The organism is Burkholderia sp. AU17457 (assembly GCF_002223255.1).
Taxonomy (GTDB): Bacteria; Pseudomonadota; Gammaproteobacteria; order Burkholderiales; family Burkholderiaceae; genus Burkholderia; species Burkholderia sola.
In genome coordinates, this window is the sequence record NZ_NKFB01000006.1 from 460,598 (window position 1) to 477,129 (window position 16,532).

Genomic DNA, 16,532 nt, shown 5'->3' on the forward strand with positions numbered 1-16,532 from the left:
TCCGCCAGACGGTCGGCCGCCGTGCCACGCCGGCTCGATCCCGATCGCTGACGCAGCGTTTCGGAATCGGGCCGCCTTACCGACAAGGCCTGAACATGGCTCACGCTTCCCGGCCGCACGACGGCCTAGCCGCCGCGAACGCGGTGGCGCTGAATCACCCTGGTGTGCCCGGGACGGACCGCGAAAGCGGCCGCCGGTTCTGTCTCGTCGGCCTGATGGGCACCGGCAAGACGACGGTGGGACGGCATTTGGCAGAGCGCCTGTCGATCGACTTCGTCGACGCCGACGCCCTGCTCGAAGCGCGGCTGGGCTACCCGATCCGGGAATGCTTCGCGCGCGACGGTGAACAGGTCTTCCGCGCCCGGGAGTCGGAGGTGATCGAGGAAATCGCCGGCAGGCCCGATGTCGTGCTTTCGACCGGCGGCGGCGCCGTGCTCTGCGCACGCACCCGCTCGACGCTGAAGCGCCGCTTCACGGTCGTGCATCTGACCGCCACCGTCGACGAAATCCACGCCAGAACGCGGCACGACCAATCCCGCCCGCTGCTGCAGACCGACGATCCGGTTGCTACGCTTCAAAGTTTGATACAGCAGCGGCATCCGCTCTACGAAGCCTGTGCTGATCTCACGGTTGACACGACCCACCGCTCTGTCGCAGCAATTGTGACGCATCTGGCCCGCGTGCTGATGCCGGTCGACGTACGTCGCGCGCTTTCGAACCCTTCGCGCTGAAGCGCCGTCCAGTTGGCGTGCTATCGGTAGGTGCTGGATCGTTACCCAGTTATGTGAGAACGCCAACAATTGGTATTGCCTGTCTTTTGCGCAGCGAGACAGGACGGGAGACGAAAGCGCTACTAAGAAACGGGTTTCAAAAAGACTGTTTTGGGTAGCTAACTTTCACGGCGAGCTGTTAACCTCTGGTAGACGACGAGTACACCTTCAGTGCGGGCGACGGCTACAGGAAGCGCACCGATGGTGGACGTTGATCGACGACGAACAGCAGTCGACCGTGAGTCTTGAGCTCGGAGATGAGGGCTCGCAGCTTGACCTCGTCGTTGGGTAGCGACTTGTTGTACAGGCGATTGCCTTTGGACCAGCGGCGGACATCATCACGGCCGACTCGGAAGAATTCAAGAAGTTTTCCAAGTACCGTTATCCGGCTATGTCATCGGATACAACTGGCTCACAGTTTGGAGAATCCGCGGATCCGGAAGTATGTCTGCGACATCTTGGAAGGTAGAGAGCGAGCTTTCAAGGAGCGGGCCAAACGCCTGCGAGTTACGATCTAGCCACGGTAGATCGTGCATGGCACGGGTTTCGGGTGAATTTCCGTTTGCCTATATTCGAGCCCATGATGTCGCGAGTAGCACGGCTTTCTTTACAATAAAGCGTCATAACCAAGCCGTCATCACACTGGCACGTCGACGCTGCGACGTCCTGTTCGCCATGCTGCGCGACGGGCGCTATTGACAACCAAAATCAGCCCCTAACAGGCTCACGGTATCCGTTCAATGGAATCACGACGCAAGACAGTGCGCGTTGTCGCGCCCGCAGGTGTGCCCGATCCGCAAGGAATCGAGCGCGGCATCGCGCTCGTCGAAAGCTGGGGCTTCAAGGTCACGACGAGCACACATCTCGGCAGCCGGTACCGCTATTTCGCCGGTACCGCCGAGGAGCGCGCGGACGATCTGCGGTGCGCGTTGATGGATCCGTCAGTCGATATCGTCTGGCTCGCGCGAGGGGGATTCGGTTGCGCGCATCTGCTCGAGCACCTGCCCGACGAGATCGCGACGCCGAAGACGATCGTCGGTTTTTCCGATGCGACGTCGCTGTTCTGCGCGCTCGCCGACCGGCCCGGCGTGCGCTTGTTGCATGGTCCGACATTCCACAGCCTGGCGAGCAAGGTCGACGACGCGACGCGTGCCGACATGCGCGCCGTACTGACCGGTGGCAAACGCGCCCCGCTGAGCCTGCGGCATTTGTCCGGCGCCCCTGGTGCGGTGCGGGGACGTCTGTGCGGCGGCAACGTGACGGTGCTCGCGAGCGTCGCGGGTACACGCTGGCCGCTTCGCTCACGCGACGCGATCGTACTGCTGGAGGACGTGACGGAATTCGGCTACCGGCTCGACCGCAGCCTGACGCAGCTGCGTCTGAGCGGCGCGTTCGACGGGGCCCGCGCGTTGATGCTCGGGCAATTCACGCGCTGCCCGGTCCCGGACGGCGCGGATTTCACGCTCGAGCAGATGCTTGTCGACGTGCTGGGCGGCTTAGGCCTGCCGATCTACTCGGGTCTGCCGATCGGACATGAACACCGCAACATCACTTGGCAATACGGCCAGCAGGCTGCCATCGAGAACAGCGCCATCCGGTTCGTCGCGTAGTGTCGAATCTAGAATGACAGGAACGCCAGCAACCCGAGGCAACCCATGCACACGGACAGCACCATGATCACCGCGTCGGGTCCGAAACGCGTCGAGAACACGCCTACCGCGATGCCCGCGAGCGGCTGTGTCACGTTGTTGAGGAGGATGACGACGCCCGTCGTCTTGCCGTAGTCGCGCGCGGGGATGATCTTCTGCCGCGTGCTCCGGATGTACACGTTGAACATCTTGTCGAACCCCACGATCAGCAGGAAGGCGAACACGTACCCCGCAATTCCTGGGCTGGCTGCCGCGATAACGCCGCCGACGCAGATCGAACCGAAGCCGACGAGGCCGAGGATGCGCGTCGGGACATGCAACCTCGCCGTCATCAGCAGAATCGCGATCGTCACGCACGCACCCGCCGTTTGCAGTCCTGCGTAATAGCGTCCGCTTTCGTGATGAAAGCCGGTGACCATCGCGGCGGACGTCGCGAGCGTGACGCCGATCACGAGGTTCTCCGCGGCGGCCAGCATGATGATGGACTTGAGGCCCGGTAGGTGGACGACATGAGACAAGGCCGTCCGGATCGGATTGAACCAGGTGCCGTGCGTGCCTTCCGGCATCGCGAATTCGAACGCGCTGGCCTTTTGCCAATAGGCGAGCGCGACGTCGGCCGTGACGAACAGCGCGGCGGCGGCCGCCACGACGAATTCCCAGCGCCACCAGGACAGCAGGATCGCCGCGAGCATGGGGCCGAGCACCAGGCCAAGCTGGTCGGCCAATTGCGAATACGACAGCACTTTTTCGAAGCGATGGCTGCTGAATATCTGCGGCAGCATCACCTCGCGCGCAACGATGCCCTGACTCGTCAGCATGCCGCACAACGCGGACAGCGCGATCAGCCATCCGATGCCGCCGACGAGGTCGTAGGCGACGACGCCGGCGACGCATACTGCCGCGCGGAGAACCTGACTGACGCGCATCAGTTTCGTGGGCGAATACCGGTCGCAAAGCGCGCCGAGAAACGGGAAGCACAGGTATCTCGGCAGAGTTTCGAGCGAAAACGCGATGCCCGACCAGGACACGCGCCCTGTCATCTGAAAGATGACCAGCGGCACGAGGAACAACAGAATCTGGTCGGCGAGGCGAGCGAGGAAAAGCGAATGAAAAAAGGCTTGATGCTGGGCACGCACGAACAGTCACCTTTCTTTTGCGCGGAGCACGCGATGCATGCGCGCTCCGGCCGACGTTGCCGGGAGGGCTGGTACCGCGGGGCCTCCCTGAATGAGCGTATCGAGCCTCAGTAAGCGGACGCTTCCGCAGACTCGAGGTTATGCCGTTCGTGTCCCTTGAGCGGAGGATTGAAGACGCTGACAAGCACCAGATCCCCGTCTTTGCCGCCGCGCAGGTAATGCTGGTCGTGTCGATCGAGTACGTAGATGGTGCCCGGGCGGATCGGAAAGACGTTACCGTTCATGTCCTCGACCTCGCCTTCGCCTGCAATGCAATAACAGGCTTCGAGATGGTTGCGGTATTGCAGGAGCGATTCCGTACCCGCGCGCACCACCGTATGGCACACGCCGTAGCCCATGCCGTCCTTTTCCGTCAACAAGCGATGGCTTGTGCCGGGGCCCCATTCGACAAGCAGTCCATCTTTTTCGACATCTCTCAGGTTCCTGACGAACATGTTCGCACTCCTTTCTTTTGTGTAAGAAATTATTGTCCTGCTCTCGGCGGAAGCGAAGCCACGAAAAAACAAGCCAGTGCCGTCACGGAATGGCCGGCTAAATCATGTAGTTTTTCAACATTAACCGTTGATGGCGTGGCTGGTCAAGGGCGGGATATAGGAGAATTTCCGGTGGTTATGTAATTCTGCCCGCCAGGTATTGGAGGCGAGCTGGATAGACGCAATGTAGTTTATCTACATATTTTTGTGGATTGCCTGGCTGCGCGCACGATTTTGCTATCAAGTTGTAAGGGGTGATGCCCTGACGTATTCGATATTGGGGTTAATCCAAAGCCATCTTGGCGAGGCGCGTTTTAATAATTTGGGAAGGGTTGGGTGTTCTAACTTCGATGGATGTATTAAACCTGCCATTTCTGCGAGGTTCGTGATCTTTAATCATCGAATTGACGCTGATTGGTAATTGTAAAAAACGTGAGGGCATCGTTCCGCTGTTTACATGGCCGCCGACGGATTTCCTCGCTACCGTGGTCGTAAGCGACGCCATGCTGTACCACAGTGCCAATGCCGTTCAGCAAGCCAACCCGGACGAACTCGCGTTCCGGGACCTGGCCTACAAGCGCGTATTCCTGATCGATTCGATCACGTTTGCGGTTTCCGCCATTGCATTTCTGATGCTGGTGGGCAACATGCCGCGTCGACATCGACCAGCCGAGGCGGCACACGTTGCCGCCGAGGCCGGCGCACTGCCAGGCACGGCGCCTTATCTGTCGGCCGTCGTGATGCTGGTGATCGGCGCGCGCTTCGTCGAGGCGTTCGGCTCCGGTACGCACAATGTCGGCTTCCCGATCAAGTCGCAGCTGTTCGACGCGAATCAGCCCGCGTTTCTGTACGGCTGGCTGATGGCGGTGTGGGGCGTCGGACGGCTCGCTTCCGCGGCTGTGACGCCGCGCTTGCTGGAGCGTCTCGAATCGCGTCACCGGCCGCTCGAGCCGTATTTCATCGTGTTGCTGATCCTGACCTTCGCGTGCTTCCTCGGCGTGTTCGAGGTGCGCGGCATGCCGGGCATGTTGGGCTTCGTCTTGCTGGCAGGCGTTTTCGACGCCGCCACGGAGACAATCTACTATTCGCTCCTGCAATCGACACCGGCCGCTTCACGCGATCGCGTGATCGGTATCTCGTACGTCGCGGAGCGCGCTGGCCTTGGATTGGGCATGCTGGCGGTCGGGTTCGTGTTCTCCCGGCTGGGAACGGATGTGACGGCGCTGCTGTTCTATGGTGGATCCATCGCGCTGGCCGGCCTGGCGTTCGTGGGCGTCAAAAGACGGCTGGCGCGGGGGGTAGCGGTCCGGCAGATCGGCTGATTCCGGGTGTTTTCCCTGATCCGTCCAGGCGGGCAAGGACATCTTCTCCGAGAGCCCGCAACGGGCCGATGAGCGTTGAATGATGAAAGAGGCTTCCGATCACCGGCGGACGGTAGATCGCTAATCTTCCGGCGATTCGTTGGGCGCTGACGTCACGGCTGGCGGCAACGGGCGATTCGCAATCTCTATCGCTTCACTCCGCGGCAAACCCAGCGTCTGCAAAAGGGATGACGCTGCACGCTCGGCAAAGCCGTTCCGACTGTACCCGATCATGTCCAACATGTCGGTAACCGGCTTCTCGTCCGCATCGAATCGTAGTTCGATTGCAATGGCGGTCAGTACCGCGCCCCCGACCGTGATGACGCTCATCAGCGGGTCACCTGCCGAGAATCTCCCGGCGAGGATGCCTTTCTGAATATCCCTCAACAACCGCGGTCCGAGGCCGCGGCTGAGTGCTCGCATGGACAGCCCTTCGCGGAGGAGAAATTGTCCCCAGACCGGCTCACTTCTGGCTCGCAGCAAAGTATGGCGCAACGACACGGAAATGATCTCGGCGGGGTCGGTGAGGTTGCCTGCGATGCGGTCCAGGGTATCCGCGAACTCCTCGAACACGATTTCCAGAACCGCGGCATGAATCGCTTCTTTCGATTCGAAGTGGTTATAGAACGATCCGAACCCCACGTCCGCGGCTTCCGTAATTTCATTGATCGCGACGCCTTCCATCCCCTTTTGCGCCATGAGTACAAAGGCGGCATCCAGCAAGCGTGCCCGCGTCTCGCGCTTTCGGCGCGCGCCTCGCGGCTCGCGAACCTCGGGGCTCGACGGCGCTTGCCCGTTCGAGGCGGCCGGCGACGGTGTTCTGGTGCGGCGGGAGGAAGTGTTGGGCATCGGCGTGCACATGGGTTGGATGTTTGAGTATACGTTCGAACATCAAAATTGACAAAATCATCAGCTATGATTTTAATGTCATCAAGGCGGCCCGCAGCGGCCAGTCTGAAGAATTGGAGGCAGAACGGTGGTGGAGACAAACCTGACGCGCGAATCTGGCGTCCGTGAAGGCAACGACGACGCGAGCTCTTCCGGCGGCCGCGACTTGCCATCGGATGTAGACGTGCTTGTTGTGGGTTGCGGTCCCGTCGGCGCGGCGATCGGCGCGCTTCTTGGCCGGGACGGCGTGCGTGTGCTTGTCGTCGACCGGGCGGCGCAGATCTTCATGGCGCCGCGTGCGATCGCGCTCGACAACGACGCGCTTCGCATCCTGCAGTACATCGGGGTGAACGAAGCCGACCTCGATACGGTGGCGATCCCGTACGTCCGGATGCGCTCTCCCTGGTTCGGCGAGTTCGGGCGCATCAACACGCTCGGGAGCATCGATGGCCATCCGAAGCTCGTGACGTTCTATCAACCGGACCTGGAGCGATGCTTGCGTGCCCGACTGACCGCGCATCGCACCGCCCGAATGGCGCTCGGTGTGACGCTCGTCTCGCTCGACGAGCACGCCGATCACGTCGCCGCCACGCTCGACGGCGGTCAGGGCGCGCGGCACGTCGTGCGCGCTCGCTACGTCGTCGGTGCCGACGGTGCCAGTTCGATTGTGCGCCAGTTGATCGGACAGGATTTCAAGGGCAAGACGTTCGCGGAAGACTGGTTGATCGTCGACGCGCGAAACGTGCGTCGGCCCATCGACCATGTCGAGTTCATCTGTGACCACCGGCGGCCGACACCTCATATGACCGCGCCCGGTGGCCGCGAGCGTTGGGAGTTCATGCTCCATCCCGGCGAGACGCGAGAGGAGATGGAATCCGACGAACGCATCCGCGAGCTGCTCGCGCCGTGGGGCGACATCGAGGACATGGTGATCGAACGCAAGGCCGTGTACCGTTTTCATGCCCGAACCGTCACGACATTCAGCAAAGGACGCGTTTTTCTTGCAGGTGACGCCGCCCATATCACTCCGCCCTTCGTCGGCCAGGGGCTCGTCGCCGGCCTGCGTGATGCCGCGAATCTCGGCTGGAAACTCACGTGGGTCGTCAAAGGCCACGCAACCCCGCAAATTCTCGACTCCTACGATCAGGAACGCCGACCTCACGCCAAGGCGATGATCGGCGTCGCGAAATTCATGGGGAAGCTCGTGATGCCGCGAAATGCCGGGGTCGCGTTGTTTACGCACGGTCTGATGCGATTGACGCGGCTCGTTCCAGTGCTGCGGAATCACTTCGACGAGCTCGGGATCAAGCCGAAGAATGCGTTCCGGAGAGGCCTGTTCGTCCCCGGCTATTCGTCCACGCGGCTCGTGCGCGGAGCCGTCCTTCCGCAGGGATGGCTGCGCAAGCACGATGGGGCGATCCGCCTGAGCGACGACGTGTTCGGCAGCGGTCTCGCGTTGATCGGATTCGGACGGGATCCGGGCGTCGAACTCGACGCTGGCGCGCGAGCCGCATTGATTGCGGCGGGTGGTGTCGTGGTGCAGGTCGTGCACCGCGGACAGCGCCTTCACCGCACCGACAGCGACGGATGGGAGGACCTGGACGGCACGTTCATGCCGGGTGTCGTGCGGTTTGGCTGGGCGGCCGTGATTCGGCCGGACAAAACCGTCCTGCACGAAGGCCCGGTGGCCGAGTCGACCCGCCTCGTCCTCGAATCCCTGCAATTGCTTGGCGCGCGTACCTCCTTGCCGTCGCTATCCGGCCACATTGTTCAGCCGACTTCCTGAGGCCCCCATGAAGCTCACTACTGCACAACCCGCGCGGAGTCCCCGGCCGACGACGAAGGCTCGGGCGCTTTCCTATTTGATGTTCGAGCGTCCCGATCTCGAACGGGCCGAACGATTTCTCAACGATTTCGGCCTGCGGACGGTATCCCGTGACGGCGAACATCTGTTCCTCCGAGGCACGGCCGCCACACCGTTCTGCTACGTCGTCCGGCGGGCGGAAAAAAGCCGCTTCGTCGGCTTCGGGCTCGAAGTTGACGATATCGACGCACTGCGCAAGCTTGCCGACGTGCCGGGCGCGTCGAACGTGGAGCCGTCGCCGTGGCCCGGCGGCGGGCATCGCGTCACGCTCGTCGATCCGTCGGGTTTTCGTGTCGACGCAGTCGCGGGACAAGCGCGGGCCGGCGCCCTGCCGCACCGGTCGGCGTTACCGTTCAACTCGCCCGATTCCGTCGTTCGCGTGAACGATACCCAGCGTCCGCCGCTGGAGGCGCCGGAAGTGATTCGCCTCGGTCATGTCGTGCTCGAACTCGCCGATTTCCAGGCGACCTGCGCGTGGTACACGTCTCACTTCGGCTTCATCCCGAGCGACGTTCAGGTGCTGCCGGATGGATCGCCCGCCGTCGCGTTCCTGCGACTCGATCGCGGGGCGACGCCCACGGATCACCATACCCTGGCGTTGGCGCAGGGGTTCGCAGCGCTCTACAGCCACTCGGCATTCGAGTTGGTCGACGCGGACGCGGTAGGCGTCGGGCAGCGTGTGCTGAGCGAAAAAGGATGGACGCACGCGTGGGGGATGGGGCGGCACATTCTCGGCAGCCAGGTCTTCGACTATTGGCAGGACCCTTGGGGCGACAAGCACGAACACTATTGCGATGGGGACATGTTTACCGCGGACGTGGCGACGGGCATCCACGAAGTCAGCCGTGAAGCGATGTCGCAGTGGGGCCCGCGGATGCCGCGCAGCTTCACCAAACCGAAGATCACCGCCGCGAGCATCGCATCGCTGATCCGAAACCTCCGGAGCAGTCCGGACGTCACGTTCGCGAAGCTGCGCACGCTCGCGAAACTGTTTGCGTGACCTTCATCTTCACTCAGACCTGTTCGAGGCATCTTCATGGCATTGCACGTCTTGCACTATCGGCATCAGGGGCGCGCCCAATGGGGCGTGGTGAGCAATCACCGGATCACACCGATACCGGGCGACTACCCGACGACCGGCGAATTCGTGCGAGCACATCGGATCGATGAACTCGCCTCGCTCGGCGGAGAAACGATTCCCGAGTCGGACGTCGAGTGGCTGTCGCCGGTCACGCGCAATCAACGGTTCGTTTGCCAGGGCGCCAACTATCGCCAACACATGATCGAGTCCGGCATGAATCCGGACGCGAAGTCGTTCAACATGATCTTCACGAAGGCGACCAGCTGCATCGTCGCCGCCGATTCCGACGTCATCCGGCCGCAACATGTGCGGTTCCTGGACTACGAGATCGAACTGGGGCTCGTGCTTCGCCGCGATATCACGTCCCGGCAAGCCATCACGGACAAGAACCTGCACGAGTACGTGGCCGGCCTCGTGATCGTCAACGACTATTCCGCACGCGATATCCAGATCCCCCAGATGCAGTTTTACAAGGGGAAAAGCTATCGAACGTTCGGACCGGTGGGGCCTTATCTGTGCCTGCTGGAGACAAGCGATATCGCGCGGCTGCGCGCGCTGACCCTGACACTGACCGTGAACGGGGAAGTACGGCAGAGCGATTCGACCGGGAACCTCGTGTACGGTCCAGCCGAAACGCTCACGGAGCTTTCGGGCGTTCAGGACCTGAACGCCGGCGACTTGCTGGCAACGGGCACGCCGTCCGGATGTGCGCTCAGCATTCCGTCGCCGGCGAAGCAACGGATTGCCGCGTTACTGCCCGAGCACATGAAGTGGCGGATGTTCACGAAGGTTCAGGCCGCGCGCCCGCAGTACCTGAAGGCTGGGGATCTGGTCGAGTCGCGCATCCGGAGCAGGGACGGGGCGATCGACCTCGGTGTGCAGCGCAACCGAATCGTGGACGAGCTCGCATGAACGCCATCGCAACCGAAGAGGACGTGCTTCGGATCGAAAATCAGGGGCCGCCCGCCGACCTCCCGGCCAGCACCTACGAAATGATCGGCCGTGGTGCGGCGATCGACCCGACCGCGCCAGCCTTGTCATTTTTCCTGCGTACCGACGATCATCGCAAGCCATTGCGCTGGACGTATGCGGAGCTTCTGCGGGATATCACCCGGACCGCGAACATGTTTTCGCGCCTCGGCATCGATCGCCGCTCGGTGGTCGCCTACGTGCTGCCGAACTTGCCGCAGACGCATTTCGTCATCTGGGGAGGCGAAGCGGCCGGGATCGTATGCGCGATCAATCCGTTGCTGGAGGGGCCGGCAATCGCGTCGCTGCTCAAGGCCGCGAACGCAAAAGTACTGGTGACGCTGGCGCCCTTTCCGGGAACGGATATCTGGTCGAAGATCCAACCGATCCTGAGCCAGGTGCCGTCGCTGCAAAGCCTCGTCCTGATCGACCTGGCCGAGCGCGTGCAGGGGTGGCGCCGAATCGCGGCACGCATGATGCAGCGTCGCGAATGCAAACGGCTGCACGGGCGCGCGGGCGTGCGCGGCGCCGTTCCGCGCCACGTCGCGATCCACGATTTCGACTGTGCGATGTCGCGTGAATCCGGTGATTCGCTGCTGATTCGCCGGCGTTTCGAAGCCGACGACATATCGTCCTACTTCTGCACGGGTGGCACGACGGGATTGCCGAAAATCGCGATTCGCCGGCACGGCAACGAGGTAGCCAATGCCTGGAGCGTCGGGCAGGTCGTCGGTGCCGGGATGGGCCCGGGGAAGACCGTTTTCTGCGGACTGCCGCTGTTCCATGTCAATGCCGTGCTGGCAACGGGCCTGGTGCCGTTCTCGCGCGGCGCACATGTGGTGCTGGGTACGCCACAGGGCTATCGCGGCGACGGAGTCGTCAAACGATTCTGGGAAATCGTCGAAGAGCACAGGATCAATTTTTTCAGCGCGGTGCCGACCTTGTATTCGGCGTTGCTCGACGTGCCCGTCGGCGGCCGGAATATCGACTCGCTCGAGTACGGGCTTTGCGGTGCCGCGCCGATGCCCGTGGAAGTATTCCGCACGTTCCAGGATCGCACCGGGGTGCGGATCCTCGAAGGTTACGGGCTCACCGAGGGTGCATGCGTAAGCAGCGTCAATCCCCCGGGCGGCGAACGGCGTCTCGGTTCGATCGGTTTGCGCATCCCCGGCCAAATGATGAAGGCGGTGATACTCGACGACGCCGGCCGCTACGTGCGCGATTGCGTCGAGGACGAAGTCGGTGTGCTGACGATTTCCGGGCCGAACGTTTTCGCGGGTTATCTTCAGGAAGACCAGAACAAGAGCCTGTGGCTCGATCTCGGCGACGGCCGGCAGTGGCTCAACACAGGGGACCTCGCGCGACGCGATGCGCAGGGCTACTTCTGGCTCACGGGCCGCCGCAAGGAACTCATCATCCGGGGCGGTCACAACATCGATCCGGCGACGATCGAAGAACCGCTGCACCGCCACCCGGCAGTGCAAATCGCGGCGGCAATCGGACGTCCCGACGCGCATGCAGGCGAGCTGCCAGTTGCCTACGTGCAGTTGAAAGCCGGCGCGACAGCAACCGAGGCGGAACTCGACACATTCATACGCGGCTCGATCGGCGAGCGTGCCGCGATACCGAAGCGGATTCATATCGTCGATGCGATGCCGCTCACGGCGGTCGGCAAGATCTTCAAGCCCGAACTCAAACGACGGGAGACGCTCGACGCGCTGATCTCCGCGCTCAAGGATGCCGGCGTCGAGGGCGCTCGAGTCAGCATGGTGGACGACCCGTCGCGCGGGCTCGCCTTGCACGTGGCGCTGAGCGACCGTGCGCAGCTGGCAAACACCAATACGGTGATGGGCCGCTTCCCGTTTGCCTTTTCAACTTCGGTCGAACCCGAACATCACTGATCGTCGATTATCGGAACGTTTGACGTTGAAGCAAGTAAATAACTTCGGAATGCGAAGTTGTTGAGAGGGGGCTTGGATTAACGGCGAAGCATCCGATGCCTTTGGCGTCGCGCTTCATCAGCGCAGGAACAGCCCTCGAGTCACGTCTGGTGCTCGGGGATGAAGGCAGGTTTCACGATTCTTGAACACCAACACCAAAATAGGGAGACATTCATGAAACGAGTCAGCGCAGGAACCGTCGTACTGCTCGCGGCCATCTCCGGCGCGCATGCGCAATCAGCCGGTCAGTGGGTAGTCAATGCCGGCTGGTCCCACTTTGCCCCGCAAGGGTCGGCGGATCCGCTGACCGTCAATGCGCTCGGTCGGTCTCAAGTGATGACCGGCAGCGGTGGCGAGATCGCAAGCGGCGATACGTTCGGACTGACCGCAACGTACTTCGTGACCGACCATATCGCGGCGACGACGGTCATGGGTTTTCCGCCGACATGGCACTTGAATGGCGCAGGTACGCTCAGCGGCTTCGGCGAGCTGGGGACCGCGCGGGCCTGGAGTCCGGCGATCATCTTCAACTACTACTTCGGCCAACCGAATGCGCGGTTCAGGCCTTATCTGGGCGCCGGCGTCACCTACACGTGGTTCAGCAACGTCAAGCTCAGCAACCCTGTTTCCACTGGCCAGATCTATTTCTCGCCGACCGTCGGGACAGCGCTCGAGGGGCCGACATCCGTGTCACTCAGCAAATCCTTCGCGCCAGTCGTCAACGGCGGCCTGACCTACAACATCGATTCTCGCTGGTCGATCAACGCGTCGGTGGCGTATTCGTGGGTATCGACGCGCGCCACGCTGACTACGCGGTCCTCCGTCGGCACGGTCACGAGCACCAGCAAATTCCGGGTCAATCCGATCGTGACGTTCCTTTCGGTCGGCTACCGCTTCTGAGCCGCATTGACGTGGATACGGCGCTTGCGTGTTTCAACCCGCGCCCGTGTGCGGTCGTACGGACGACGAATGTGACATCGACGTTAAGAAATATTCGAGAATGCGCTCGATCAATCTAAGTGACGAAAATATCAGTATTGAGTTTAATGTCACATGATGCCGCGGCCGGCCTTCGTGAGGGCTCGTGATAACCGGTCTCGGCGTCGAGGGTTGCTTGATTCCAATGGAGCCCACTTGCAGCAGAGGCGTCTCGAATCTCTTGCACTGGTGTTACCCCCGGGAGGGAAATGTGAAGTCGATTAGCTGTGCTTATGCCATTGCACTCATCGCGGGATTGGCGATGCCATGTGCGCATGCCGAATTGGGTGGCGCACCGATGTCGTTGTCCGCCGCCGATCATGCCGCGAAAGTGCGGGTGATACGGCCTGCGAATCGAGCGGCCGATGGCCTGACGGCGAACCCGGCCGCTTACATCATCCGTGAATCTACGCTCGGATCGGGAACCGTGATTCGCGAATACACATCGGGCGACGGAATCGTCTTCGGCATAGCGTGGCAAGGGCCGACGGTTCCCGATCTCGCGTCGGTGTTCGGCGGTTATCTTCGCGATTACAGCGCAGGCGTGGAAGCCGCGCATGCGCTTCGTGGCTGGCGTACGCCGGTATCTGTATCGACGAGCAATGTCGTGATTAAAACAGGAGGGCACATGGGGGCATTTTCCGGGCAAGCCTGGTTGCCGCCTGCGCTTCCATCCGGCCTGACCGGCAACGATATCCTGTAACCCCGATGAGAATGATCATGAGCATTTTTCGTGCTGTCGTTCGGTGGTCGAGCCTATTCAGCTTGATGACCGTCTCGACAGCCTTCCTCGTTGCGTGCGGCGGCGGCGATTCAGGTTCCGGCGAAACGGGCGTCAGTAGTTCAGGCGCGTCGGACGGCAACACCGGAAATACCGCAATCGTTACGGTCGCGCGAGGCGTTGCACGCGTCGTCAACATTCCGACCGTCAACATCAAGATTTGTGCGCCCGGAACGTCACGCTGCCAGGTGGTGTCCAATGTGCTCGTCGACACGGCATCGTATGGCTTGCGGATCGTACGCGATGCAATTCCAGGCGTCATCGACAGCCTGCCTAAAACGACCACAAGCGACGGATCGACGCTTTCCGAATGCGGCATGTTCGTGTCGAGTTATACGTGGGGCACGGTTCGGACGATTGACCTGTCGATTGGCGAGGAACGTGCGAGTTCCTTGCCGGTGCAGATCATCGGCGATCTCGGAGCGGACAACGTGCCAAGTTCCTGTACGAACGGGAACAAGGCTGTGAACTCGGCCACCGACCTTGGTGCGAACGGCATTCTTGGAATTGGTCCGGCGCCCTATGATTGCGGCGCAACCTGTGTGAAGGTCGCGTCGTTGAGCAACTACTACGCGTGCATGGACGGAAACGCGAGTTGCGCACAAGTCACCGTGCCGCTCGCGCAACAGGTCAGCAACCCCGTCAGTCAGTTTGCCGCAGACAACAATGGCGTGATCGTACAAATGCCGCAGATTTCGGCAGACGGTCAGGAAAGCGCGACGGGCTCGTTGATTTTTGGTATCGGCACTCGAAGCAACAATGCATTTCGTGCCACCACGAAGCTGATGTCGACGACGACGGGTGATGTGCCGGGAGCGTTTCTTTCCAGAAAGGTCACCGCGTTCTTTGATACGGGATCCAATGCGAATTTCTTCGATGACTCGTCGCAGATTACGTGTACCAGGAACACGCAATTTTATTGCCCGTCGACGACTACTACTTATGCCGCGACTCTGGTTGGTCTCGATGGCACGGCGAGCATGGTTTCCATCTCCGTCGCAAATGCAGATACGTTGTTCTCAAAAAGTTCGACATATGCATTCAATGACGTCGCTGGTCACTTCGGATCGTCCTCCTGGCTCGATCTCGGCTTGCCCTACTTTTACGGTCGGACAATCTATTTTGGCCTGGATCGTTCGGCGGAAGGCGGGTCTGCGCCTTACGTCGCATACTGATGCGTTGAGAGGGGCCGCCACTGATCACGAACAAAATACGACCACTCGCCCCTTCGCCACCTCAATCCTTGCACTTATGCTGCGGCAGCACCCAAAGCATCCGTCCGACCGCCTCGGCCTGATTCCGCGAATGGGTCTTTTCATAGATCGCCCGCAATTGAGTACGCACCGTCGCCAGCGACACACCCGCGCCCGCCGCACATTCATCAGGCGTCTTGCCGTTGATCAGCGCCTCGGCCACCGCGGCTTCGGCGCTCGACAAACCGAATGACTGCCGCAACTGTTGTGCGACGACGAGCGGGGCCGCGCCGCGTCGCCTGACCGTGACCAGCATCGTCGCATCGCCGAACGTCGCATGGAGCGCCTGTCCGGACAGCGCCGCGATGCTGAGAAAAACTTCATGCGCGGCCACCAGCGTGCCCGAAAGTGCAAGGCTCTCGCTCTTGCGGGTCTTCGCGACACGCGCCAACGCCGCCTTGAGTGCATCGTTCTGCGGCGCGCTCGTCGCGCTCAGGTATCCGTTCTCGAGCTTGAGGCAGGTGGTGGCGCGCAGCATCGACTCTGCCGCCCGGTTGACGAAGACGACATGCGCGTGCCTGTCCAGCGCAAAGACGGAGAGGCCCAGCTCCTCCATCAGTTCGGCGCCGAGCGTGGCGTCGCGATGCAGCACGCGCGCGTCTCGCCACAGGTTGATCGAGCGTTGCAGATGCTTGGCCATACCGGTCAGCGTCGCGCGTTCCTCCGGCGAATACGGCGTGCGGCCGTGCGCTCGCAGTAGCCCGAGCAGAATGTTGTCGCTGCCGGGGCGCGCGAAGCGAATCCCCATCAGGTAGCGAAATCCGGACGGAATCTGAAAGTCCTGGAAGAACTCGCTGCGTTCGACGTCGCGGTCGGTGAGGTGATCCTGACAGCAAACGAATTCGCCGAGCGGTGCATTCTCGACGAAGCCGCGGCGTGGATCGAGCGCGCCGTAATACTGGTCGTAGAGGGCGATGATCTCGTCGAATTCCGCGCGCGGCGAATAGATCGAGAATTGCGGGGCATTGCGCGCGGCGTCCCAACTGAACATGTGAAAAACGTTTGCGCCGAGCGATTCGGATACCCGATGAAAAACTTCGAGAAAACCGTCCGGCTGCAGCGCGGCCTCATAGAGGTCCCCGATGAGTTGGTCCCGTTGCATGCTTCCCCCGTCGCTTCGCGATCTTCGTATGTGGTTTTTGTCTGACGATATTGCTTCGAATACCGAATTTTCAGGATCTGTTTTCAGGCTAACACAGGTTGTTTGCGTTTCATGCGATGTTATTTCCCGATTTTCATCCACGTGAATGATGATCGTCAAAATCGGCTTTGCGAGAATCCTCGCCATCCAGCGTGCATGAGCGGTGCATATGACACGCATCAACCAGA

General features: G+C 61.5%; 14 protein-coding genes and 1 pseudogene. 10 read left to right on the plus strand and 5 right to left on the minus strand.

Going from position 1 to position 16,532, the window contains the following annotated elements:
- The first annotated feature begins 95 nt into the window (after positions 1–95).
- Positions 96–731, plus strand: coding sequence for a shikimate kinase (locus tag CFB49_RS29010; protein ID WP_089493025.1), 636 nt, complete (start codon positions 96–98; stop codon positions 729–731).
- A 188-nt stretch (positions 732–919) separates the two neighbouring features.
- Here CFB49_RS29010 and CFB49_RS36040 read toward each other — a convergent pair.
- Positions 920–1,086: pseudogene (locus CFB49_RS36040) on the minus strand (IS110 family transposase); the annotation flags it as partial.
- A gap of 424 nt (positions 1,087–1,510) precedes the next feature.
- Between CFB49_RS36040 and CFB49_RS29015 the strand changes: the two are divergent.
- A complete protein-coding gene (locus CFB49_RS29015; protein WP_089493026.1) occupies positions 1,511–2,380 on the plus strand; it encodes a S66 peptidase family protein in 870 nt (289 codons plus the stop codon).
- Positions 2,381–2,388: 8 nt separating this feature from the next.
- Here the strand turns inward: CFB49_RS29015 and CFB49_RS29020 are convergent, their stop codons facing one another.
- Both CFB49_RS29020 and CFB49_RS29025 read right to left on the minus strand, forming a co-directional pair.
- Positions 2,389–3,555 (minus strand): MFS transporter, encoded by a 1,167-nt coding sequence (locus tag CFB49_RS29020; RefSeq protein ID WP_089493027.1) that lies wholly within the window; start codon positions 3,553–3,555, stop codon positions 2,389–2,391.
- Between the two features lie 107 nt (positions 3,556–3,662).
- Positions 3,663–4,049, minus strand: a complete 387-nt coding sequence (locus CFB49_RS29025) for an ectoine synthase (protein WP_089493028.1) — start codon at positions 4,047–4,049, stop codon at positions 3,663–3,665.
- A 443-nt stretch (positions 4,050–4,492) separates the two neighbouring features.
- On the opposite strand from CFB49_RS29025, the gene CFB49_RS29030 reads away from it, so the two are divergent.
- Positions 4,493–5,410: a hypothetical protein gene (locus CFB49_RS29030; RefSeq protein WP_249190363.1), complete on the plus strand. Its 918-nt coding sequence runs from the start codon at positions 4,493–4,495 to the stop codon at positions 5,408–5,410.
- A gap of 120 nt (positions 5,411–5,530) precedes the next feature.
- Here CFB49_RS29030 and CFB49_RS29035 read toward each other — a convergent pair whose 3' ends face one another.
- The gene (locus tag CFB49_RS29035; RefSeq protein WP_089493029.1) at positions 5,531–6,310 is read right to left on the minus strand and encodes a TetR/AcrR family transcriptional regulator; all 780 of its coding nucleotides are present in this window, start codon (positions 6,308–6,310) and stop codon (positions 5,531–5,533) included.
- A gap of 118 nt (positions 6,311–6,428) precedes the next feature.
- Between CFB49_RS29035 and CFB49_RS29040 the strand changes: the two genes are divergently transcribed.
- From CFB49_RS29040 to CFB49_RS29070, 7 genes are all read left to right on the plus strand, one after another.
- Entirely contained in the window at positions 6,429–8,123 is a 1,695-nt protein-coding gene (locus tag CFB49_RS29040) for a bifunctional 3-(3-hydroxy-phenyl)propionate/3-hydroxycinnamic acid hydroxylase (RefSeq protein ID WP_256979926.1), read from the plus strand.
- A gap of 7 nt (positions 8,124–8,130) precedes the next feature.
- Positions 8,131–9,201, plus strand: coding sequence for a VOC family protein (locus tag CFB49_RS29045; protein ID WP_089493031.1), 1,071 nt, complete (start codon positions 8,131–8,133; stop codon positions 9,199–9,201).
- Between the two features lie 36 nt (positions 9,202–9,237).
- Positions 9,238–10,194: a fumarylacetoacetate hydrolase family protein gene (locus CFB49_RS29050; protein ID WP_069617512.1), complete on the plus strand. Its 957-nt coding sequence runs from the start codon at positions 9,238–9,240 to the stop codon at positions 10,192–10,194.
- Positions 10,191–12,152 carry an acyl-CoA synthetase gene (locus CFB49_RS29055; protein ID WP_089493032.1) on the plus strand — a complete coding sequence of 654 codons (1,962 nt, stop codon included), beginning with the start codon at positions 10,191–10,193 and terminating at the stop codon, positions 12,150–12,152. The genes CFB49_RS29050 and CFB49_RS29055 overlap by 4 nt, the downstream gene beginning before the upstream one ends.
- A 213-nt stretch (positions 12,153–12,365) precedes the next feature.
- Entirely contained in the window at positions 12,366–13,091 is a 726-nt protein-coding gene (locus tag CFB49_RS29060; RefSeq protein ID WP_069617514.1) for an OmpW/AlkL family protein, read from the plus strand.
- A gap of 340 nt (positions 13,092–13,431) precedes the next feature.
- A complete protein-coding gene (locus tag CFB49_RS29065) occupies positions 13,432–13,872 on the plus strand; it encodes a DUF2844 domain-containing protein (protein WP_089493033.1) in 441 nt (146 codons plus the stop codon).
- A gap of 17 nt (positions 13,873–13,889) precedes the next feature.
- Entirely contained in the window at positions 13,890–15,125 is a 1,236-nt protein-coding gene (locus CFB49_RS29070) for a DUF3443 domain-containing protein (protein ID WP_373453194.1), read from the plus strand.
- A gap of 61 nt (positions 15,126–15,186) precedes the next feature.
- On the opposite strand, the gene CFB49_RS29075 is transcribed toward CFB49_RS29070, so the two are convergent.
- Complete coding sequence (locus tag CFB49_RS29075) at positions 15,187–16,305, minus strand: helix-turn-helix transcriptional regulator (protein WP_089493035.1); 1,119 nt, start codon at positions 16,303–16,305, stop codon at positions 15,187–15,189.
- Positions 16,306–16,532 lie beyond the last annotated feature (227 nt).